This window comes from Mesorhizobium sp. WSM4308 (assembly GCF_002294905.1).
Lineage (GTDB): Bacteria > Pseudomonadota > Alphaproteobacteria > Rhizobiales > Rhizobiaceae > Mesorhizobium.
Genome location: NZ_NSFW01000012.1, coordinates 42,484 through 62,972, shown reverse-complemented (window position 1 = coordinate 62,972; position 20,489 = coordinate 42,484). Strand labels below are relative to the sequence as shown.

Sequence of the window (20,489 nt, the reverse complement as noted above, 5' to 3'; positions counted from 1 at the left end):
GGAAGGCGCATGACATGCCAGCCGATCGGAGTGCCTTGGTCCGCGATCTCAGATGCTTCAACCGGTTCTATACCGGCCTGGTCGGGCTGCTCGACGAAACCTTGACGCACAGCGCCTTTACGCTGACCGAGGCGCGGGTGCTGTTCGAACTGGGCCGTCGACCTGGCCGTATTGCTGCCGCCCCTGGCGGCAAGGCAGGCTTTCTGGCACGGGCGTTTCAAACCGATTTCGGGCCAGCAGCGTCCGGCATTGCCAGGGAACTCCAACTGGATCCGGCCTATGTCACGAGAATCCTTAGAAAACTCTTTGCCGCGGGCTTGACCGAAATGCGCACCGGCCCTGGGGCTCTGCGCGGTCGCGTCCTCTCGCTCACCGTTCGCGGCCAGGCCGCGCTTGCCACACTCCAGGCAGCCGCGGATCGCGATCTCACCCGCCTGACCGTGGACCTGGGCGACGAGGAAGCGGCCGAGTTGTCGGATATATTGGCACGCGTCAGGCATCTGCTAAGCGCAGCGCCAGCATCCGAACGCAGCTGAATTGCCTAGTTCCCCCGCGCCGCCGCCAGCGCGCCCGGCAATTCCTCGGCAAAGATATCCAGTTCGTGGTCGAGGCCGACGCTGACGCGAATGCAGCGGTCGAGTCCTGGCGCCATCGGCTTGCGGATGAACACATCACGTGACAGCAGACCTTGCAGCACTTTCAGCGCGAAGGGGCCGTCATGGCCGCAGTCGATGGTGACGAAATTGGTCGCCGAGGCCAGCGGCTTCAACCCGTTCTGCTCGGCGATATCAGCGATGCGCCGGCGCCCGGCAGACACCCGCGCCACCACCGTCTCGAGATAGGGCTGGTCGGCGAGTGCCTCGACGCCGGCGATCTGCGCCATGCGGCTGACGCCGTAATGGTTGCGGATCTTCTCGAAGTCGCGGATCACCTGCGCCTCCGCAATCGCATAGCCGCAGCGTATCCCGGCAAGCCCATAAGCCTTTGAAAAGGTTCGCATGCGGATGACATTTGGTCGCGAGATATCGATCGGCGGCAGGGCCGAGGCCGGCCCCAATTCGCCATAGGCCTCGTCGAGCACCAGCATGGTGGTCTCAGGCAATGCCTCGATGAAGCGGATCACCTCGTCCGCTTCCCACCAACTGCCCATCGGATTGTCCGGGTTGGACAGATAGACCAGCGGGGCCTTCTCCTTGACGACCGCCTTAAGCAAACCATCCAGGCTTTCGCGGTCGTTCTCGTAACGGACTGTCACCAGCCGCCCGCCGACGCCGGCAATATGGAAGTTGAAGGTTGGATAAGCGCCGAGCGAGGTGACCACGGCATCGCCAGCCGCCACATACATGCGCGCCACCAGGCTGAGCAGCCCGTCGATGCCTTCGCCGACAACGACGTTCTCGATCGCCACGTCATGATGCGCGGCAGCCGCGACCTTCAGCTCGTAATTGTCGGGATCGCAATACATCCACTGATCGCGCGCCACGCGCTCCATGCGGGCGATGACGCGTGGCGATGGGCCAAAACTGCTCTCATTGGCGCCGATGCGGGCACGAAAAGCCCGCCCGCGTTCACGCTCCTGCGCTTCCGGGCCGACAAAAGGCACGGTCGAGGGAAGTGCTGCGATAAGCGGCGAAAGGGCAGGGCGCAGACGCATGGGGGAAGCTCGCTTGGAAAGGGCCTCCTTGCTAGCGTGACCAGCCTGGCCGTGCAAGCACCCTGCGATCTGCAGCCGTAACGCCGGATTCCGGCGCCTCTTTTTGCTAGCGAAGGACCATGAACAATCGTCTGCCGCCCGCCTGGTCGAAGCATCAGAAAATTTCGTCCGGACCGAAATCACCCATCCGAAAGCAAGCCCACTATCCCGTGCACAGGCTGATGATGCATTGCTCAGGCAGGCTGTCGAATTGCATCGGGCAAATCGGTTGCTGGATGCGGAGGCACTTTGTCAGCGCGTATTGGCTCATAAACTGGACATCCTTTGCGCTCGGCCTAGACCAAATGGCCATTCGGTTTGTTGAGCGAGTGGTAAAAGAGGTCCCTCAAAATCTGCACTACCATTTGACACTGGGTGAGACCTATTTGAAGGTCGGCGAGCATGTGCATGCGATGAGGCATTTTGAACGTGCTTGCGAGCTGAATGCCGACTGGGTTGAGGCGCTTTGCGCGCTGGTCGAGCCTACGCCGAATTCGGCAAGGCCGACATCGTGGCGCCGCCTTATGAGAAAGCGCTCAAGATCGACGGCGGCCGTCCCGCTATCCGGATGGGGCTGGCCAATGCGCTTGTGAGTCTCGGCCGGATGGTTGAGGCGACATGGCCTGATTGATGTGATTCGAAGTCTGCAGGGCATAGGGTGGCGGAGAGGATGGGATTCGAACCCACGAGAAGCTTTTGACCTCTACTCCCTTAGCAGGGGAGCGCCTTCGACCACTCGGCCACCTCTCCGTTGCGCCGCTGGATAAAGAAAAGCGCCGGCACAATCAACAAGCCCCGGCCATTATCTCGGAAAAAGAAGTCATTCTGTCGAAAAATAATCGCATGCCGCGCCGTGGCTTTCCCAGCGGCGGCGGTTCTGCGGCGAATCCCTGGCACGTGATTCGTCGCCTCGCCTTGATTCCGTCAGCCGGTTGCCGGATGTGCCCGTGAATATGGGGGTTAGGGCGGCCCTGATGGTTAACGAGTGCTTTCTGAGTTGGGCCAAGTCGCGTCATTTGTGCAACAACGCTGGGGGATAGCAGCCGAACAGCCCTTTCGTCCGTAGGCCAGGCTGTTCGCCGCCATCAGGAGCCGCAGCGAGGATGCCTACAGGCTTTCAGTCTTCCTGGTCGACAGCGGCTGCCGTCTCGGCGGGGCGCTCGGACTGATCTTGAACGACATCCAGGAACATCGCGTTTCCTTCTGGATCACCAAATCCGGCCTCAGCCGCGCCATTCCGATGACCGAACGGGGTCAGGCGGGCGCGGCGAAGCCAGCGAAAGCGTCAGGGAAAAGCTCAAAGGCCAAATAGTTCCAAAGGCCTGTATATACTGTCATGGTGACCTCAGGGCCAGATCTGGTCTTAGGGTTTACTTTGTTTGGTGTCTGCGCTCAGCCCGATCAAGGAAGGTCGCTATATCGCCGGGCAAGCTGCCAGTTTCGAGGAAAGGGGCGTGGCCCTGGCCCTCGACCGCGATCGCTTCCATCATCGGATGGCGCTGGCGCATCTGCTCCAGAGTTTCAGGCGACAACAGCCTGGAATTGGCGCCACGGATAGCGAGCAGGGGAATGGCTGCCAACGCCTCGAACTGCGGCCACAGCGCCGGCAATGGCTGTGACAGGTCAAGATTGGCGACCATATCGACCAGTTTCGGATCAAAATCCGGCAACAGCCCTTGATCCGTCTCACGGTAGAGCGCTCCCACCATCCGCGTCCAGTCGGCGTCGGTGAGCTTGGAAAAATCCTTGCCGTGAACGCTGCGCTGGGCATCCATCGCCTCGGTGAAGGTTTTCGGCTTCGACGTGCGTTCGAGATAGGACTGGATGTGGGCGAGGCCGGCCGGCTCGATCACCGGCCCGATGTCGTTGAAAACAATGGCTTTCAGCACGGCCGGGCGCAGCGCGCCAAGCACATGGATGATCAGCCCGCCGCGTGAGGTGCCGATGAAGGCCGCCCCCTCAATGCCAAGCGCGGCCAGCCCGGCAAGGATGTCGCTGGCCTCGACGCCGACATTGTAGTGGCTGACATCGGGATCGTAGGCTGACTGTCCGCGTCCGCGATAGTCGAAGGCAACCACTTGGCGCGGTACCGGCGATCGCGTCGAAAGATAAAGTGCCAGCTCATGAAAATCCCGCGCGTTGCGGGTCAGGCCGGGCAGGCAGATGACCGGCCAATGTCCGGGCTTCGCTTCGCCATAGAGGCGGGCATGAAGTCTCAGCCCGTCTGGCGCTACGTAGAAGAAGTCGGGAAAACCTCCGGTGCTCGACATCTGAAAGGACTCCCTGTCTGGATCGTCTGCGACTGCTACAGACGAGGGCAGGGATGGTCAAATAGAAGGAGCGACGCTCGGTCGCCTCTCAAGCCGTCAGCGTCCTCAGTTGCGCCCGTTCACGAGGTCGCCGACAATGTCGTATTTGCCGGAAATACGCATCTTGTAGACCTCGTAATTCTCCATCACGCGCTGCACGTAACTTCTTGTTTCCGTGTAGGGAATCCGCTCGATCCAGTCCACCACCGCATCGATGTCCTTGCCGCGCGGGTCGCCGTATTTCGCCACCCACTGGCTGGCCCGGTTGGGGCCGGCATTGTAGCCGGCGAAGGTCAGCACGTAGGAGCCGTTGAAGCGATCGAGCTGCTCGCCGAGGAAGGCCGAGCCGAGTGTGGCGTTGTAGCCGGCGTCGGTGGTCAGCCGTGCCTGCGAAAACTGCAACCCGGCCTTCTTCGCCAGTTGCTTGGCGGTTCCCGGCATCAGCTGCAGCAGCCCGCGCGCGCCGGCGCTGGATACGGCACCGATGTTGAATTCGCTCTCCTGGCGGGCAATCGCATAGGCAAGCGCCTTGCCCGAGCCGGAAATATTGGCCGAATCAGGAATGACGCCGAGCGGATGCGACAGCGCGCCGACATCGATGCTGCGCGCGCCGGCGATCTTGCCGACCTTCAGCGCCATGAAATGGTTGCCCTGCTTCTCGGCAAGGACAGCAAGCAGCGCCAGTTCGCCTGGGCTGGTCAACTGGCCGGCGAGGTCGCGATAGAGCGTTTCGGCATAGCGATCATAGCCTGCCTCCTGCAGCCGCTTGATCGCGCTGACCGCCTCGCGGCCGGCAAAATTCTGCCGGTCGGCGGCACTGGGCATGGGATAGACGATGTTAAGCGCCTGCCGGCCGACACGTTCGGCGGCAAGCTGCCCGTAAAAGGTCGTCCCATAATTGGCGGCGCGCCCAAAATAGTCCTTGGCGCTGCCGGGACCGCCGACTTCCGCGGCACGGCCGAGCCAGTAATAGGCGCGCGACAGGGTCATCGGCCCTTGGGCAAGGTCGGCGATGCGCGAAAAATGCGTCGCGGCAAGCTTGGGGTCGTTGAGGCCACGCAGCGCATACCAGCCGGCATGGAACTCGGCCTCGGCCGCATTGGCTGCACTTTCGGCGGCATGCGTGGCGACAATCGTGTACGCCGTCTTCATGTCGCCTTGGTCAACCAGTTCGCGCGACAGCACCCGGCGCTCGACCCACCAGGCGTCCGGGTCGACCAGAGCCTCGCGGTCCGTCGGCGCCTTCATCACCACGGCGGCGGCGCCAGCAAAATCCTCCTGCTTGCGCAGATACTCGGCCTGCGCGAAGAAATAGTCGGCAGAACGCTGGGATGCCGGGACCGCCTTCAACAGCTTCAACGCATTCCTGTCGCCTCTGTCGGCCGCGGCCCAGGCCTCGGCAAACTGCTGGGCGCCGGCAAGACCGGCAATGCGCAGCGCGGAATTCACCCGGTCGGCATAAAACATACGGTCCATGCGAAAACGGTGGTCGGCGGCAGGGATAAGACCGCCGAATTCCTTGATCAGCGACGTCTCGTCCTTGGCTTCCAGGACCGTGGTGCGCCAAAACGGCGACAGCACCGAGCGTGCCGCCTTGAGATTGCCCGTCGCCACATAGGCGCGGGCGAGAACCATGACGCCTTCGAATGTCTGCGGCTGGCTGCCATCGAACGCCGCAATGACGATGTCGGGAGCGGGGTTTTCTCGATAGAGCGCCCGCTCGCTGTTCTTGCGCAAGGCAATGGTGCCCGGCCAGTTGGGCAGCATCTTCGCGGCGGCGGCGATGTCGCCGCTCGGAACCTTGTCGCCGCCGTAAAGTGCGATCGCCCAGGCCAGTATGTGCTGGTCGAGCGATTGGGCGGGAAGCCCATCGCGCACACGACGAGCGCCGGGAATATCACCGGCCGCCAGCGCGTCCAGCCCGCTCTTCAGCAGCAAGACGCCGGTCGAGGGGGCCTGCGGCGCGCTGTCCTGCGGGCTCGGCATCGGGATCGCCGCGGTGGCCCGCGCATCCACGCTGCCGCTGATCGCCACACCGGGCATCAGCGCGGCGATGGCGCCAAGCAGCGCGAAGAGGTGAGGCCGACGGGTCGGCATGGTCTCGTGTCTTCCTTGGTTCAGCATTCTACCAGCAGGCGAAGATACCTCGAAGCCTAGACTTAGGTCGTGAAGGGCTCGTAAACAAAGAGTTATCAAGGCTGTTCGAATTGCGCTTGCTGGCACCATGGCAATGCTTGCCGCGCAACCATGTCGAGACTATGGTGCGCCGCTTCGCTTTCGGTTAGAAGGCGCGCACGACAAACTGATCGACAAACACCGATGCATGTCGCCCAAAAGTGGATACCGGTTTTGGGACAGCGACATGCATCGACAAACAAGTCCCAAGGAGTTGGACGACATGCTGAGAGGCTCGCTTACTGCGCTCGTGACACCGTTCGAAAAGAGCGGGCGTTTCGACGAGAAAGCCTTTCGCGCCTTTGTCGAATGGCAGCTCGCGGAAGGCACGACCGGTCTGGTTCCCGTTGGCACCACTGGCGAGTCGCCGACACTGTCGCACGATGAGCATCGCCATGTCGTCAAGGTCTGCATCGAGGTGGCCAAGGGCCGCGCTCCGGTCGTCGCCGGCGCCGGTTCCAACAACACGGCGGAAGCCGTCGGCCTCGTGCAATATGCCGAAAAGGTTGGCGCCGATGCCGCCCTGGTCGTCACGCCCTATTACAACAAGCCGACGCAGCGCGGCCTCTACGAGCATTTCGCCGCCGTCGCCAGGGCGACCAAGCTGCCGATCATCATCTACAACATCCCGCCGCGTTCGGTGATCGACATGATGCCGGAGACGATGGGGCGGCTGGCTCACGACTTCAAGAACATCGTCGGCGTCAAGGACGCGACCGGCAAGGTCGAGCGTGTGTCCGAGCAGCGCATGACCTGCGGCAAGGATTTCATCCAGCTTTCCGGCGAGGACGCCTCGGCGCTCGGCTTCAACGCCCATGGCGGTGTCGGCTGCATTTCGGTGACTTCGAACGTCGCGCCGCGGCTGTGCGCCGAATTCCAGGAGGCGACGCTTTCCGGCGACAGCGCCAAGGCGCTGGAATTGCAGGATCGTCTCTTGCCCCTGCACAAGGCGATCTTCCTGGAGCCCGGCGTGTCCGGCGCCAAATACGCGCTGTCGAAGCTGGGCAAGGTCGAGAATGTGCTGCGGTCGCCGCTGGTCACGGTCGAGGAATCGACCGCGGCGAAGATCGATACGGCCATGAAGCACGCCGGCTTGATTAATTGAGGATGAGGCGCCACCTCTCCACATCATGAATCAAGTCAGAAAAGCCGATCCCAACAACAAGACCGTTGCGGAAAACCGCAAGGCACGGTTTTCCTATGAGGTGCTCGACACGATCGAGGCCGGCTTGGTGCTGACCGGCACCGAGGTCAAGTCCCTGCGCCAAGGCCAGGCCAATATCCAGGACAGCTATGCCTCGGTCGAAGGCGGCGAGATCTGGCTGATCAATTCCTATCTGCCCGAATATCTGCAGGCCAACCGCTTCAACCACGAGCCCAGGCGGCGGCGCAAACTCCTGCTCAACAAGCGCGAGATGGCCAAGCTGTCGCAGAGCGTCGACCGCGAAGGCATGACGCTGGTGCCGCTGAAAATCTATTTCAACGACCAGGGCCGCGCCAAGCTGCTGCTCGCCGTCGGCCGCGGCAAGAAATTGCACGACAAGCGCGAGACCGAGAAACAGCGCGACTGGTCGCGTGAGAAGGGCCGGCTCTTGAAGGAGCGTGGGTGAGAGACATCAGGCGGTAGCCCTCGAAAAGCCAGTTTGGCTTCCAAATTTCGGGCAAGCGCAATCGGCAGATACCAGAGGGGATCGCTTTGAAGAACCGGATCATCCTCTGGGGATTGATGAGCCTGGCGTTTGCAGCGATGGCGGTGGCCGGCGGCTTCTTCTACTTCCACACCTATTCTCCCGACCGTAGCAAATATCCGGTCAGAGGCATCGACGTCTCGCATCATCAAGGCCAGATCGACTGGCGGCGCGTTGCCGCCGACGATGTCGCCTTCGCCGTCATCAAGGCGACCGAGGGCGGCGATCATGTCGATCGTGCTTTTGCCGCCAATCTACGTGAGGCCCGCGCGGCCGGCCTTGCCGTAGGCGCCTATCATTTCTTCACCTTCTGCCGGCCCGGCGCCGACCAGGCGAAGAATTTCATCTCGGTGGTACCGCACGATCAGCCCTTGCTGCCGCCGGTCGTCGATGTCGAGTTCGGCGGCAACTGTCCGCAGCGCCCATCGCCCGAGCAACTGAATGCTGAACTCCAGGCTTTCCTCGGACCTGTCGAGCAGGCATTCGGCAAGACGGCGATCGTCTATCTGACCGATGAGGCCGAGGCTGCCTATGCCGGGCAGATCGCCGCTCGCCCGCTCTGGCTTCGCTCGCTGCTGGTGGAACCTGACCGCCACGACTGGATCTACTGGCAGTACCACAATCGCGGGCGCATAGACGGTATCGAGGGTGACGTCGACCTGAACGTTCTGCAGGGCGGGCTGGAGAAATTGGCGGCGCTGCTTGCGCCGGCGCATTGAGGAGTGAATCTATATCTTCAGGAACGCCGCGATCTCGCTGAAAACGCTGACGAACATCGCCTCGGTCAGCACGCCCGTATTGGTGTTGTAGCGTGAGCAGTGATAGCTGGAAAACAGCGTGATGCCACCGGCCGGCAACTGCCCGCCATGCCTGAATGGATAGGCGGCGACGCGCTCGCCGAGCGCCCGCACGGTCGACTGGTGCGCGATCGATCCGAGCGCCAGCACTGCGCGTAGCTTGGGAAAGCGTGCAATCGTCGGCACCAGGAAGCTGCGGCAGGTCGAGATTTCGGCGCCGACAGGCTTGTTCTCCGGCGGCACGCAGCGCACGGCATTGGTGATCGCCGTGCCGACAAGCTCCAGCCCGTCATCGGGCCGCGCCTTGAACTCACCGCGTGCAAAGCCGTGCGCGATCAGGGTCGAGTAGAGCAGGTCGCCGGCATAGTCGCCGGTGAAGGGGCGGCCGGTGCGGTTGGCGCCGCGCAGACCGGGCGCCAGCCCGACGATCAGAAGCTGGACGGTGTCCTCACCCTGCGGCGGCAGGAAGGTCGGCACCGGCGCGTTGAACCATGACGGCTCGCGTTGCCGCCACTCGGCGACGAAGTCATGCAGCCGCGGGCAGAGCGGGCAGTCGCGGCTGGGTTCGGAAGCGGGGAGGGCGGTCAAGGTGCCCGCCCTCAGTAGTCGTCCTCGTCGACTTCAGCCGGCTCGGGCCGGCGCACGGGCCGCTCGGAAGGATCGCGGCCGACTTCGTTCTTCAGCGTCGTCAGGTCGATGAAATGGTCGGCCTGGCGGCGCAGATCATCCGAGATCATCGGCGGTTGCGAGGCCATGGTCGAGACGATCGACACCTTGCGGCCGCGCCGCTGCAGCGCCTCGACCAGCGTGCGGAAGTCGCCGTCGCCGGAGAAAATGACATAGTGGTCGACGACATCGGCGAGCTCCAGCGCATCGACCGTCAGTTCGATGTCCATATTGCCCTTGATCTTGCGGCGGCCGGTCGAGTCGGTGAACTCCTTGGCCGGCTTGGTCACCACCTTGAAGCCGTTATAGTCGAGCCAGTCGATCAGCGGGCGGATCGAGGAGTATTCCTGATCCTCGACCAGCGCCGTGTAATAATAGGCGCGCAAGAGATAGCCGCGCTTCTGGAAACTCGACAACAGCTTGCGATAGTCGATGTCGAAGCCGAGCGCCCGCGACGTAGCGTAGAGATTGGCACCGTCGATGAACAAGGCGATTTTTTCACGTGGGTCGAACATGGAAAATATTCCTTTTCGAAAAATGCGGCCGTCTAAACGAAATGCGGTAGCGACTATCGGTCGGGCTCATAATAAACCGGCTGACCTTGTCCATCCGAGATAACGCCAGTTTGGTGGCAATCCAAGGCGTGATGGGGCAATGCAAGCAATTGTGATCGCGGCGTCGAGCGAACGACGCGGGCGGTTTGCCAAATCCAGTGTTTAGGCAGGGATTGGGCGCCAACAGTCCCGCCAATGCCATGATGCTTGTATTTTGGCGGCGTTCGGGTTATGGACCGCGCCTGTTTTCCATCAAATCCAGGCATGAAAGGGGCAGTCCATGGCCCGCGTAACCGTTGAAGATTGCATCGACAAGGTCGACAACCGCTTCGAGCTGGTGCTTTTGGCCGGCCATCGTGCTCGCCAGATCAGCCAGGGCGCGCAGATCACCGTTCCTCGCGACAACGACAAGAACCCGGTCATTGCCTTGCGCGAGATCGCCGACGAGACACTGTCGCCCGACGACCTCAAGGAAGATCTGATCCATTCGCTGCAGAAGCATGTCGAGGTCGACGAGCCCGAGGCCGATGGCGAGGTGATCGCCGACCAGACCGGCGGCGCTGTCGCGGCCACCGAAACCGACGAAGCCGAGGACAACATCACCTTCGATCGCATGACCGAGGAAGACCTGCTGGCCGGCATCGAAGGTCTGGTACCGCCGGAAAAGAGCGACGACTACTAAGAGAGTTTTCTGGACCTGCCCGGAACACGTTTCCGGCACTTCCGTCCCGGCAGTTTCGTGGCTATCTATGACATGCGCCGTACAGCAGTGCGGCGCATGATTCATTTCATCGCTGAGAGATTCCGCCCATGATGCGTCAGTATGAGCTTGTCGAGCGCGTCCAGCGCTACAAGCCTGACGTCAACGAGGCGTTGCTCAACAAGGCCTATGTCTATGCCATGCAGAAGCATGGCCACCAGAAGCGCGCTTCCGGCGATCCCTATTTCTCGCATCCGCTCGAAGTCGCCGCCATCCTCACCGAAATGCACATGGACGAGGCGACGATCGCCGTCGCTTTGCTGCACGACACGATCGAGGACACCACGGCGACGCGGGCCGAGATCGACGATCTGTTCGGCCCCGAAATGGGCAAGCTGGTCGAGGGCCTGACCAAGCTGAAGAAGCTTGATCTCGTTTCCAAGAAGGCAGAGCAGGCCGAGAACCTGCGCAAGCTGCTGCTGGCGATCTCGGAAGACGTCCGCGTGCTGCTGGTCAAGCTCGCCGACCGGCTGCACAACATGCGCACCCTCGACCACATGCCGGAAGCCAAGCGCCTGCGCATCGCCGAGGAGACGATGGACATCTATGCGCCGCTGGCCGGGCGCATGGGCATGCAAGGCATGCGCGAGGAACTGGAGGAGATCGCCTTCCGCTACATCAATCCGGAAGCCTACCGTGCCGTGACCGCGCGGCTCGCCGAGATCTTCGAGCGCAACAAGGGCGTGCTGACCGATATTGAAAAGGCGCTGTCGGCGCTGTTTGAAAAGCATGCCATCAACGCCGGCGTGAAGAGCCGCCAGAAGAAGCCCTGGTCGGTGTTCCGCAAGATGGAAGCCAAGGCGCTGTCCTTCGAGCAGCTGTCCGACATTTTCGGCTTCCGCGTCGTCGTCGATACGGTCGAGGACTGCTACCGCGCGCTCGGTGCCATCCATACCACATGGTCGATGGTGCCCGGCCGCTTCAAGGACTACATCTCGACGCCGAAGCAGAACGACTACCGCTCGATCCACACCACCATCGTCGGCCCCTCGCGCCAGCGCGTCGAGCTGCAGATCCGCACCCGCGAAATGAACAAGATCGCCGAATACGGCGTCGCGGCGCACTCGATCTACAAGGACACCGGCGGCAAGACGAACGGCGCCGGCCATGCGATCTCGAAGGAGACCAATGCCTATGCCTGGCTGCGGCGCACCATCGAGCAGCTTGCGGAAGGTGACAATCCCGAGGATTTCCTCGAAAACACCAAGCTGGAACTGTTCCAGGACCAGGTGTTCTGCTTCACGCCCAAAGGCATGCTGATTGCCTTGCCGCGCGGCGCCACGCCCATCGATTTCGCCTATGCGGTGCACACCGATGTCGGCGACACCTGCGTCGGCGCCAAGGTCAATGGCCGCATCATGCCGCTGATGACGGAACTGAAGAATGGCGACGAGGTCGAGATCATCCGCTCCAAGGCGCAGGTGCCGCCGGCGGCGTGGGAATCGGTCGTCGTCACCGGCAAGGCGCGCGCCGCCATCCGCCGGGCCACCAAGAACGCCATCCGCAAGCAGTATTCCGGTCTCGGCGCGCGCATTCTCGAACGCGCCTTCGAACGGGCCGGCAAGAATTTCACCAAGGAAAGCCTGAAGCCGGTCCTGCACCGGCTGGCACGCAAGGACATCGAGGACGTGCTGGCGTCCGTCGGCCGTGGCGAACTGGCTTCCACCGACGTCATGAAGGCGGTCTTCCCCGACTATAAGGACGAGCGTGTCACGCCGGCAGCGCCCAAGCAGCGCGAGGAGGGCTGGTCGAAGATCCGCAACGCCGCCGGCATGCTGTTCCAGATTCCGGGCCGGGCCGCGCGCAAGGACAAGGACCAGCCGCGCGACGGCGCCGTGCCGATCCGCGGCGTGCGCGGCGACCTGCCAGTGCGCTTCGCGCCGGAAGGCGCGGTGCCGGGCGATCGCATCGTTGGCATCGTCCAGCCGGGCACCGGCATCACCATCTATCCGATCCAGTCGCCGGCGCTGCAGGCTTTCGATGACCAGCCCGAGCGCTGGATCGACGTGCGCTGGGACATTGACGAGCGCACCAAGGAGCGCTTCCCCGCGCGTGTCTCGGTCACCGCCATCAATGCGCCGGGCTCGCTCGCCGATATCGCCCAGGTCGTTGCGTCCAACGACGCCAACATCCATACGCTGTCGATGGTGCGCACCGCGCCCGACTTCACCGAAATGCTGATCGATCTCGAAGTCTGGGATCTGAAGCATCTCAACCGGCTGCTGTCGCAGCTCAAGGACAATTCGAGCGTCAGCGACGCACGGCGTGTGAATGGCTGACACGGCTGATCTATCTGGGGGCAGGCGCAGATGAAGACCGATGAAGTGCTGGGCATTTTCCGCGAGGCGGGTGCTGTTCTAGAGGGGCATTTCATCCTGACGTCGGGCCTGCGCAGTCCAGTCTTCCTGCAGAAGGCGCGGGTGTTCATGCATGCCGACAAGACCGAGCGGCTTTGCAAGGCGCTGGCCGAAAAGATCCGGACAGCGGTGCCAGGCAAGATCGACTATGTCGTCGGCCCGGCGATCGGCGGCCTGATCCCGGCCTACGAAACCTCGCGCCATCTCGGCGTGCCGGCGATCTGGGTCGAGCGGGAAGGGGGCGAGTTCCGCCTGCGCCGCTTCGAGATCGCCAGGGGCGCGCGCGTCGTCATCGTCGAGGACATCGTCACCACCGGCCTGTCGATCCGCGAAACCATCGAGTGCCTGCGCGAGCTTGGCGCCGAGGTGGTGGCTGCCGCCTGCATCATCGACCGTTCAGCTGGCAAGACCCATGTCGGCGTGCCGTTGATCGCGCTCGCCGAATACGAGGTTCCGGCCTATCCGCCCGACCGGCTGCCGCCGGAGCTTGCGGCGATACCGGCGGTCAAGCCCGGCAGCCGCAACATCTGACCGTTCATGTCGCCCAAAAGTGCGCGGCGGTTTTGGGAGTGACGACATGCGTGAAGGCAAATTCGAAATGATCGTCGGGATCGATCATTTCGTGCTGACGGTGGCGTCGCTCGAAGCGACCTGCGCCTTTTACCAGCGCGTGCTGGGTTTCGAGCGCATCGACACGCCGGGCCGGCCGACGGCGCTGGCTTTTGGCGGCCAGAAGATCAATGTCCACGAGATCAGCCGCACCTTCGAGCCCAAGGCGAAGGCGCCGACGCCAGGGTCAGGCGATTTCTGCCTGATCACCGAACGACCGCTCGACGAAATCCGCGCCCGTCTTGAAGCCAATGGCGTTGTGCTCGAACTGGGGCCGGTCGAACGCATCGGGGCGCGCGGTCCGATGATGTCTGTCTATTTCCGCGATCCGGACGGCAATCTTGTCGAAGTCAGCCGGTACTTGCGGTGATGTCTCAGGCATCCGGCTGCGACCATAGGCCGAAGCCATTCTCAAATTCGCCGCGATTGTCAGGTGTTGAAGACGTGGACCTTACCAAAGATCATGGCGGCGCGGTCGCTGTACAGGTACCGTTCGGTTGTTGTCGGGCTTGCGGATCGCTATATCAAAGTCGCGATTGCCTTCGGGTGACCGTAAAGCGCAAGATGTGGCGGTTGAAGCCCGGCTGAAGATGGCCGGCACGCAAGCTGTAAAGTATCGGGAATAGGAAGAGAGTGCTTTTTCGTCGCCGCAAGCCTGATGGCCTTTTGGAGCGGGTGCGCACCTATCTGTGGCCGCGCCGGTCGTTCACGCGCTCGCTGCAGTATTTCTCCAAGCGCATCCTGCGGCTGAAGGCCACGCCGCACGCGGTGGCAGCCGGTGTGGCGGCTGGTGTCTTCGCTTCGTTCTTTCCCGTGGGCTTCCATTTCATCATTGCCGCCGTTCTGTGTTGGGTGATCGCCGGCAATCTGGTGGCGGCGGCACTCGGCGCTGTTTTCTTCGGCAATCCGCTGACTTTTCCCATTCTGTGGGGCGCATCCTGGGAAACCGGCAAGCTCATCCTGCACGATCGCCTGCCGGCGCATGGTCCGCCGGCGCATCTGGGCGAGATGCTGCACACGCTTTCCTTCGCGAAACTATGGCATCCCGTGCTGGAACCCATGCTGATCGGCGCGGTGCCGCTCGGGCTGGTGTTTGGCCTCCTGTTCTACGGCGTCACGCGCTGGGGCATGAATGTCTTTCGCGAGCAGAGGCGCAAGCGGCTGGCCGAGCGCGCAAGCCGCCGCGAGCAACCGCCTCATCCCGGAGCAAGCATCGGTTCCGCTACGCGATGATCATCGGCATCGGCAGCGATCTGATCGATATCAGGCGTATTGAGAAATCGCTGGAGCGTCACGGTCGGCGTTTCATCGAGAGAATCTACACCGAGGTCGAACAGGCGCGTTCGGAGAACCGCCGTGCCCGCGCCGCTTCCTACGCCAAGCGCTTCGCCGCCAAGGAGGCCTGCGCCAAGGCCCTCGGCACGGGTCTGGCGCAAGGTGTGTTCTGGCGCGACATGGGCGTCGTCAACCTGCCCAGCGGCGCGCCGACCATGGCACTGACCGGCGGGGCGCTGGCACGGCTCGAAAAAATCCTGCCCCCAGCGCACAAGGCGGCGATCCACCTCACCATCACCGATGATTTCCCGCTCGCTCAAGCCTTTGTGATCATCGAGGCGCTGCCCGTCGAACAAGCGCCACATTGATTGCATCTGACGGACCGGCATTGACGTTGCCCAGCGCGCGCCGAGACTCTATACATCCAACGCACAATCGAGGACGACATGAGCGTGGCTGAAAAATCCCAGAAGAAATCCGGCGGGCTTGGCGAAACCGTCAGCGTCATCGTCCAGGCGCTTTTGCTCGCGCTGGTCATCCGCACGCTGCTGTTTCAGCCCTTTTCGATCCCGTCGGGATCGATGCGGCCGACACTCCTGGAAGGCGACTATCTGTTCGTCACCAAATGGTCCTACGGCTATTCGCGCTATTCGCTGCCGTTCGGGCCCGATCTCTTCTCGGGCCGCATCTGGGGCTCCGAGCCCAAGCGCGGCGACGTTGTGGTGTTCAAGTTCCCGCCGGATCCGTCCGTCGACTACATCAAGCGCGTGGTCGGCCTGCCCGGCGACAAGATCCAGATGAAGAATGGCCAGCTGTTCATCAACGGCGTCGGCGTGCCGCGCGTGAAGACCGGCCAGATCGACAATCCCGATATCACTGAAATGCCTCAGCCGATCGACGTCTACCGGGAAACCCTGCCCAACGGCGTCAGCTACGACACGCTCGACCTCAATCCGAATTCGATCGGCGACAACACGCGCGAATTCGACGTGCCGCCCGGTCACTATTTCATGATGGGCGACAACAGGGACAATTCCGCCGACAGCCGGTTCACCGTCGGCTACGTTCCGGCCGAAAACCTGGTTGGCCGCGCCAACCTTGTCTTCTTCTCGATCGCCGGCAAGGCCAGCCCTCTCGAAATCTGGAAATGGCCGTCGCTGATGCGCGTTTCGCGCCTGTTCCATTTCGTCAACTAGGGTCATGGCGGCAACAAAACGGTTGACCGCCGATGCGCTCGCGCAAGCGCTGGTGGAACGCACGGGCCATGCTTTTGCCGACCGCCAACGCTTGCAGCGCGCGCTGACCCACGCCAGCGCCCGCGGCGCCAATGCCGGCACCGATTACGAGCGTTTCGAATTTCTCGGCGACCGGGTTCTCGGCCTGGTCGTTGCCGATATGCTGCTGGCGGCGTTTCCCGACGCGGCGGAAGGCGAATTGTCGCTGCGGCTCAATGCGCTGGTCAATGCCGAGGCGCTTTCCGAGATCGCCGAACATATCGGGCTGCCGGATCTGATCCGCGCCGGATCGGATGTGCGCGGGCTCGAGGGGCGCAAGCGCGTCAATCTGCGCGCCGATGCCTTGGAATCGCTGATCGCCGTGCTCTACCTCGACGGAGGGCTGGAGGCGGCACGCGCCTTCATTCACAAATACTGGCAGCCGCGTTCGCAGGCTTCCGGTGCGGCGCGCCGCGACGCCAAGACCGAATTGCAGGAATGGGCGCATCAGGCGGCAAGTGCGGTTCCCGCCTACCAGATCGACAGCCGCGAGGGGCCGGACCACGATCCATTGTTCACCGTCAGCGTCAGGGTCGGTGCATTTCAACCGGCGATCGGCAGTGGCCGTTCCAAACGTGAAGCGGAGCAGGCAGCCGCGGCTGCCCTTCTGCTGCGCGAAGGTGTATGGAACGCGGCATGACCGATATTGAAACTGCCGAAACCCCCACCACGCATTCCGGCTTCGTCGCGCTGATCGGCGCGCCGAATGCCGGCAAGTCGACCCTGGTCAACCAGTTGGTCGGCGCCAAGGTGTCGATCGTCACCCACAAGGTGCAGACGACGCGTGCCATCGTGCGTGGCATCGCCACCCATGACAATGCGCAGATCGTCTTCGTCGACACGCCCGGCATCTTCAAACCCAAGCGGCGCCTCGACACCGCGATGGTGACCACCGCCTGGGGCGGCGCCAAGGATGCCGATATCGTGCTTTTGCTGATTGATGCCGAGCGCGGCATCCGGGGCGACGCCGATGCCATCCTCGAACGGCTGAAGGATGTGCGCCAGCCGATGGCGCTGATCCTCAACAAGGTCGACCGGGTCAAGCATGAGACGCTTCTGGCTCTGTCCGCGGCGGCGAACGAGAAAGTGCCGTTCAAGCGCACCTTCATGGTCTCGGCGCTGACCGGCTCCGGCTGCAAGGACCTGCTCGATTATCTGGCGCAGGCGCTGCCGGCCGGCCCCTGGTACTATCCGGAGGACCAGATTTCCGACCTGCCGATGCGGCAACTGGCGGCCGAGATCACCCGCGAAAAACTCTATCTCAGGCTGCATCAGGAACTGCCCTATTCCTCGCATATCGAGACCGAGAAATGGGAAGAGAAGCCGGACGGCTCGGTGCGCATCGACCAGACCATCTATGTCGAGCGCGACAGCCAGAAGAAGATCGTGCTCGGCCACAAGGGCGAGACCATCCGCGCCATCGGCCAGGCGGCGCGCATGGAGATAGCGGGCATCCTCGAGCAGAAGGTGCACCTCTTCCTTTTCGTCAAGGTGCGCGAGAACTGGGGCGATGACCCCGAACGCTACCGCGAGATGGGGCTCGAATTCCCGCAGTAGCGCCCTGGCGTGTCATCGACGCGGCGCTAGCCGACCGCAGTCGCTGACATAATGTGATTCCTCGGCCGTCTTTGTTCTCGTTCGCGCACCTGTTGCGCTGGGCTCCCTAAAGCCTGTCCGGTGGCACGCACCGGCATGTGATTGTCATGGAGCGAGAGCGCTACCGCCACAAATCGGGAACGCGACAGCGCGCGCCGGTGCGTTTCGATTGCTTTGGCAGATAAGGCCAACCCAGCGACCAGCGTGGGTATCCATCGCAACCTCGATGTGGATTGGATGCCAGTCAACGATAGATGGAACGAAAAATAACCGCCGATTGTTGTCGTAGATGGCCAAAAAGTCCCATTTAGCGAGGTTCTTTTGGAATGTTAACCTGTTTAGAATATAGTTAGTCGAGAAATTATCGGGATATATATTGATTTCATGACGTTGTGCCGATTGTGCCATTTGCTATACGGCGAGTGTTATTTGTGCAACATGGAATTAATCTGTTCGAATAATCGCTGTTATTTTCAAAACCGTCATTGAAGGCGGAAGATTGATGGGTATGTTCGCCGCGAAAAGGGGACGCGGTGCGCGCCTTTTTCGTTGTGGGGGTGAGGCGGGAAAACATATCCGCCAGCCACAAATCCGAAGCCATTTAAACTATGACTGGAGAGGTCAGAAAATGAACATCAAGAGCCTCCTTCTCGGCTCAGCCGCGGCCCTGATCGCGGTCTCCGGCGCTCGCGCCGCGGACGCCGTCGTTGTCGCCGAACCGGAACCGGCCGAATACGTCAAGATCTGCGACGTCTACGGTGCCGGCTACTTCTACATCCCGGGCACCGAAACCTGCCTGCGCATCGGCGGCTATGTCCGTTATGACATCGGCGTCGGTGACTCCGGCTCGTTGGATGGTGTCAACCATGTCCCGGACCATCAGGACGGCGACACTCATTCGACCTACTACAAGAACACCCGCTTCACGCTGAAGACCTGGACCGGTCAGGAGACCGAACTCGGCACCCTGAAGACCTACACCGAGACCCGCTTCAATTTCGGCAACAGCAGCGGCGACTATACTTCGGGCTCCACTGACTGGCAGGGCCGCAACAAGTCTACGTCGCTGCGGTTCGCCTACATCCAGCTCGGCGGCCTGCGTGTCGGCAAGGACGATACGGCTTTCGATACGTTCATCGGCTATGCCGGCGCCGTCATCCAGGATACGCTGGTTCCGTATGGTGGGCAGGAGAGCAACGTCGTTCAATACTACTTCGACGCGGGCAACGGCATCACCGCGGTGGTCTCGCTCGAAGAAGGCGCCGGCGCCAACACGATCGACAGCTACGTTCCGCATGTCGTCGGCGGCTTGAAGTACAAGGCCGACTGGGGTGCGCTCACCGGTGTTGTCGCCTATGACAGCAACTACGAGGAAGTGGCCGGCAAGGTTCGTTTGGACGTCAACGTCACCAAGGAACTGTCATTGTTCGTCATGGGTGGCTACGGCACCGATGACAACCTGACCGACCCGACCAACGCTGTCAACGCGAAGGGCCGTGGCTTCTACAAGCAGTGGGGCGGCAACTGGGCAGTCTGGGGCGGCGGCACCTACAAGTTCAACGACAAGACTTCGTTCAACGCCCAGGTCTCCTATGACGACTGGAAGAACCTCGGCATCGCCGCCAACGTTGCCTATACAGTTGTGCCCGGCATGACGGTCACGGCCGAAGTCGACTACCTGAATGCTGGAAAGTTCGACGACGCCGACTTCAGCAACTGGACCAAGGCCAACAAGAAGAGCAGCGTCGGCGGCATTCTCCGCTTCCAGCGCTCGTTCTAAAGCATCGACTGACCCTACCAGACCGCCCGCAGCGTATCGCTGCGGGCGTTTTTTTGCTCGCCGTCCCAGTGCCCGGTCTGTCAGGTACCCAAACCGCATACCTTGATTTCGCTGTCCAACGGGTGAAAAGCTCTAGGCATGGAATGGCGCGACGAGGGAATCATTCTCGGCACCCGCAAGCATGGCGAAACCAGCGCCATCCTCGAGGTGATGACCCGCGCGCATGGCCGCCATCTCGGTCTCGTGCGCGGCGGCCGCTCGCGCAAGCAGCAACCCGTTCTCCAGCCCGGCAATCGCGTCGACCTCTTGTGGCGGGCCCGCCTTGACGAGCATCTCGGCACATTCCAGGCCGAGGCGATCGAGATGAACGCTGCCAGGCTGATGGACAGCGCCGTTGCCGTCTACGGCCTGCAGACCATGGCCGCGCATCTGCGCCTCTTGCCCGAGCGTGACGCTCATGGCGGCCTTTACGAGGCGCTTTCCGTGATGATCGTCCATCTCGATGATGCCGACGCCGCCGGCGAACTGGTGGCGCGCTTCGAGCTTCTGATCCTTGATGAACTCGGTTTCGGCCTCGACCTCAGCCAATGCGCCGCCACCGGAACGAAGCAGGATCTGGCCTATGTCTCGCCGAAGTCGGGTCGTGCGGTGTCGCGCGAAGCCGGCGCGCCATGGCGCGACAAGATGCTGGCGCTGCCGGCCTTTCTGCAACGCGGCTCCGGCCTGCGCGGAGATCCTGCGGCGGTCGAGGACGCCTTCCGGCTGACCGGGTTTTTCTTCACGCGCCACGTCTATGAGCCGCGTGCCATCGAACAGCCCGATGCCCGCGCCGGCTTTCTCGCCGCCTTGCGCAAGCATCATGCGACGCTCAAGGCCATTGCCGGAGACAATGCCGCATGATGGAGGTCGACCTTTATCCAGACCGGTTCGTCGCTCGGCGGCAAGTCCTTGGTTTT

21 protein-coding genes, 1 tRNA gene and 1 pseudogene are annotated in these 20,489 nt (G+C 62.3%); 17 read left to right on the top strand and 6 right to left on the bottom strand.

Annotated elements, in window-relative coordinates; genetic code table 11:
• Window positions 1-14: 14 nt before the first annotated feature.
• On the top strand, window positions 15-536 hold the full coding sequence (locus CK227_RS22085) for a MarR family winged helix-turn-helix transcriptional regulator (protein WP_095770737.1): 522 nt from the start codon (window positions 15-17) through the stop codon (window positions 534-536).
• Window positions 537-541: 5 nt separating this feature from the next.
• On the opposite strand, the gene CK227_RS22080 is transcribed toward CK227_RS22085, so the two are convergent.
• Complete coding sequence (locus CK227_RS22080) at window positions 542-1,654, bottom strand: pyridoxal phosphate-dependent aminotransferase (RefSeq protein ID WP_095770736.1); 1,113 nt, start codon at window positions 1,652-1,654, stop codon at window positions 542-544.
• 505 nt (window positions 1,655-2,159) lie between these two features.
• Between CK227_RS22080 and CK227_RS37345 the strand changes: the two genes are divergently transcribed.
• Entirely contained in the window at window positions 2,160-2,324 is a 165-nt protein-coding gene (locus CK227_RS37345) for a hypothetical protein (RefSeq protein WP_245318002.1), read from the top strand.
• A gap of 28 nt (window positions 2,325-2,352) precedes the next feature.
• Here the strand turns inward: CK227_RS37345 and CK227_RS22070 are convergent.
• Window positions 2,353-2,443: transfer RNA gene (locus tag CK227_RS22070), tRNA-Ser, on the bottom strand.
• A 319-nt stretch (window positions 2,444-2,762) separates the two neighbouring features.
• On the opposite strand from CK227_RS22070, the pseudogene CK227_RS22065 reads away from it, so the two are divergent.
• Window positions 2,763-2,951: pseudogene (locus CK227_RS22065) on the top strand (site-specific integrase); the annotation flags it as partial.
• A gap of 112 nt (window positions 2,952-3,063) precedes the next feature.
• Here CK227_RS22065 and CK227_RS22060 read toward each other — a convergent pair.
• Both CK227_RS22060 and CK227_RS22055 read right to left on the bottom strand, forming a co-directional pair.
• Window positions 3,064-3,963 (bottom strand): alpha/beta hydrolase, encoded by a 900-nt coding sequence (locus tag CK227_RS22060; protein ID WP_095770735.1) that lies wholly within the window; start codon window positions 3,961-3,963, stop codon window positions 3,064-3,066.
• Between the two features lie 105 nt (window positions 3,964-4,068).
• Window positions 4,069-6,099, bottom strand: coding sequence for a lytic transglycosylase domain-containing protein (locus CK227_RS22055; RefSeq protein WP_095770938.1), 2,031 nt, complete (start codon window positions 6,097-6,099; stop codon window positions 4,069-4,071).
• Window positions 6,100-6,400: 301 nt separating this feature from the next.
• On the opposite strand from CK227_RS22055, the gene dapA reads away from it, so the two are divergent.
• From dapA to CK227_RS22040, 3 genes are all read left to right on the top strand, one after another.
• A complete protein-coding gene (gene dapA / locus CK227_RS22050; protein ID WP_095770937.1) occupies window positions 6,401-7,282 on the top strand; it encodes a 4-hydroxy-tetrahydrodipicolinate synthase in 882 nt (293 codons plus the stop codon).
• 25 nt (window positions 7,283-7,307) lie between these two features.
• Window positions 7,308-7,787 carry an SsrA-binding protein SmpB gene (gene smpB, locus CK227_RS22045; protein WP_006202221.1) on the top strand — a complete coding sequence of 160 codons (480 nt, stop codon included), beginning with the start codon at window positions 7,308-7,310 and terminating at the stop codon, window positions 7,785-7,787.
• An 86-nt stretch (window positions 7,788-7,873) separates the two neighbouring features.
• The gene (locus CK227_RS22040; protein WP_095770734.1) at window positions 7,874-8,584 is read left to right on the top strand and encodes a GH25 family lysozyme; all 711 of its coding nucleotides are present in this window, start codon (window positions 7,874-7,876) and stop codon (window positions 8,582-8,584) included.
• Window positions 8,585-8,593: 9 nt separating this feature from the next.
• On the opposite strand, the gene CK227_RS22035 is transcribed toward CK227_RS22040, so the two are convergent.
• The gene (locus tag CK227_RS22035) at window positions 8,594-9,250 is read right to left on the bottom strand and encodes a uracil-DNA glycosylase (protein WP_095770733.1); all 657 of its coding nucleotides are present in this window, start codon (window positions 9,248-9,250) and stop codon (window positions 8,594-8,596) included.
• Between the two features lie 11 nt (window positions 9,251-9,261).
• Window positions 9,262-9,843, bottom strand: coding sequence for an NYN domain-containing protein (locus CK227_RS22030; RefSeq protein WP_010915096.1), 582 nt, complete (start codon window positions 9,841-9,843; stop codon window positions 9,262-9,264).
• Window positions 9,844-10,162: 319 nt separating this feature from the next.
• On the opposite strand from CK227_RS22030, the gene rpoZ reads away from it, so the two are divergent.
• The 11 genes from rpoZ to recO all read left to right on the top strand — a co-directional run bounded on the left by rpoZ (window position 10,163) and on the right by recO (window position 20,433).
• Complete coding sequence (gene rpoZ, locus CK227_RS22025) at window positions 10,163-10,564, top strand: DNA-directed RNA polymerase subunit omega (protein WP_095770732.1); 402 nt, start codon at window positions 10,163-10,165, stop codon at window positions 10,562-10,564.
• A 128-nt stretch (window positions 10,565-10,692) separates the two neighbouring features.
• Window positions 10,693-12,921, top strand: a complete 2,229-nt coding sequence (locus CK227_RS22020) for a bifunctional (p)ppGpp synthetase/guanosine-3',5'-bis(diphosphate) 3'-pyrophosphohydrolase (protein WP_010915098.1) — start codon at window positions 10,693-10,695, stop codon at window positions 12,919-12,921.
• A 30-nt stretch (window positions 12,922-12,951) separates the two neighbouring features.
• Entirely contained in the window at window positions 12,952-13,530 is a 579-nt protein-coding gene (pyrE, locus tag CK227_RS22015; protein WP_095770731.1) for an orotate phosphoribosyltransferase, read from the top strand.
• Window positions 13,531-13,576: 46 nt separating this feature from the next.
• On the top strand, window positions 13,577-13,978 hold the full coding sequence (locus CK227_RS22010) for a VOC family protein (protein ID WP_095770730.1): 402 nt from the start codon (window positions 13,577-13,579) through the stop codon (window positions 13,976-13,978).
• Window positions 13,979-14,241: 263 nt separating this feature from the next.
• The gene (locus tag CK227_RS22005) at window positions 14,242-14,841 is read left to right on the top strand and encodes a DUF2062 domain-containing protein (protein ID WP_095770729.1); all 600 of its coding nucleotides are present in this window, start codon (window positions 14,242-14,244) and stop codon (window positions 14,839-14,841) included.
• Window positions 14,838-15,251, top strand: a complete 414-nt coding sequence (gene acpS, locus CK227_RS22000; RefSeq protein ID WP_095770728.1) for a holo-ACP synthase — start codon at window positions 14,838-14,840, stop codon at window positions 15,249-15,251. Before CK227_RS22005 ends, acpS begins: the two co-directional genes overlap by 4 nt.
• Window positions 15,252-15,329: 78 nt before the next feature.
• Entirely contained in the window at window positions 15,330-16,079 is a 750-nt protein-coding gene (gene lepB / locus CK227_RS21995) for a signal peptidase I (protein ID WP_010915103.1), read from the top strand.
• 4 nt (window positions 16,080-16,083) lie between these two features.
• Window positions 16,084-16,797, top strand: coding sequence for a ribonuclease III (gene rnc / locus CK227_RS21990; RefSeq protein ID WP_095770727.1), 714 nt, complete (start codon window positions 16,084-16,086; stop codon window positions 16,795-16,797).
• Window positions 16,782-17,714 (top strand): GTPase Era, encoded by a 933-nt coding sequence (era, locus tag CK227_RS21985; protein WP_095770726.1) that lies wholly within the window; start codon window positions 16,782-16,784, stop codon window positions 17,712-17,714. The genes rnc and era overlap by 16 nt, the downstream gene beginning before the upstream one ends.
• Before the next feature lie 667 nt (window positions 17,715-18,381).
• Window positions 18,382-19,533: a porin gene (locus CK227_RS21980; RefSeq protein ID WP_095770725.1), complete on the top strand. Its 1,152-nt coding sequence runs from the start codon at window positions 18,382-18,384 to the stop codon at window positions 19,531-19,533.
• 138 nt (window positions 19,534-19,671) lie between these two features.
• On the top strand, window positions 19,672-20,433 hold the full coding sequence (gene recO, locus CK227_RS21975) for a DNA repair protein RecO (RefSeq protein ID WP_095770724.1): 762 nt from the start codon (window positions 19,672-19,674) through the stop codon (window positions 20,431-20,433).
• The last annotated feature ends 56 nt before the right edge of the window (window positions 20,434-20,489 follow it).

Excerpts from the sequence above, each read along its gene's own strand:
- CK227_RS22085 (WP_095770737.1), top strand. The coding sequence starts at position 15 with ATGCCAGCCGATCGGAGTGCCTTGGTCCGCGATCTCAGATGCTTCAAC.
- CK227_RS22080 (WP_095770736.1), bottom strand. The coding sequence starts at position 1,654 with ATGCGTCTGCGCCCTGCCCTTTCGCCGCTTATCGCAGCACTTCCCTCG.
- CK227_RS22060 (WP_095770735.1), bottom strand. The coding sequence starts at position 3,963 with ATGTCGAGCACCGGAGGTTTTCCCGACTTCTTCTACGTAGCGCCAGAC.
- CK227_RS22055 (WP_095770938.1), bottom strand. The coding sequence starts at position 6,099 with ATGCCGACCCGTCGGCCTCACCTCTTCGCGCTGCTTGGCGCCATCGCC.
- dapA (WP_095770937.1), top strand. The coding sequence starts at position 6,401 with ATGCTGAGAGGCTCGCTTACTGCGCTCGTGACACCGTTCGAAAAGAGC.
- smpB (WP_006202221.1), top strand. The coding sequence starts at position 7,308 with ATGAATCAAGTCAGAAAAGCCGATCCCAACAACAAGACCGTTGCGGAA.
- CK227_RS22030 (WP_010915096.1), bottom strand. The coding sequence starts at position 9,843 with ATGTTCGACCCACGTGAAAAAATCGCCTTGTTCATCGACGGTGCCAAT.
- rpoZ (WP_095770732.1), top strand. The coding sequence starts at position 10,163 with ATGGCCCGCGTAACCGTTGAAGATTGCATCGACAAGGTCGACAACCGC.
- CK227_RS22020 (WP_010915098.1), top strand. The coding sequence starts at position 10,693 with ATGATGCGTCAGTATGAGCTTGTCGAGCGCGTCCAGCGCTACAAGCCT.
- pyrE (WP_095770731.1), top strand. The coding sequence starts at position 12,952 with ATGAAGACCGATGAAGTGCTGGGCATTTTCCGCGAGGCGGGTGCTGTT.
- CK227_RS22010 (WP_095770730.1), top strand. The coding sequence starts at position 13,577 with ATGCGTGAAGGCAAATTCGAAATGATCGTCGGGATCGATCATTTCGTG.
- acpS (WP_095770728.1), top strand. The coding sequence starts at position 14,838 with ATGATCATCGGCATCGGCAGCGATCTGATCGATATCAGGCGTATTGAG.
- lepB (WP_010915103.1), top strand. The coding sequence starts at position 15,330 with ATGAGCGTGGCTGAAAAATCCCAGAAGAAATCCGGCGGGCTTGGCGAA.
- rnc (WP_095770727.1), top strand. The coding sequence starts at position 16,084 with ATGGCGGCAACAAAACGGTTGACCGCCGATGCGCTCGCGCAAGCGCTG.
- era (WP_095770726.1), top strand. The coding sequence starts at position 16,782 with ATGGAACGCGGCATGACCGATATTGAAACTGCCGAAACCCCCACCACG.
- CK227_RS21980 (WP_095770725.1), top strand. The coding sequence starts at position 18,382 with ATGAACATCAAGAGCCTCCTTCTCGGCTCAGCCGCGGCCCTGATCGCG.
- recO (WP_095770724.1), top strand. The coding sequence starts at position 19,672 with ATGGAATGGCGCGACGAGGGAATCATTCTCGGCACCCGCAAGCATGGC.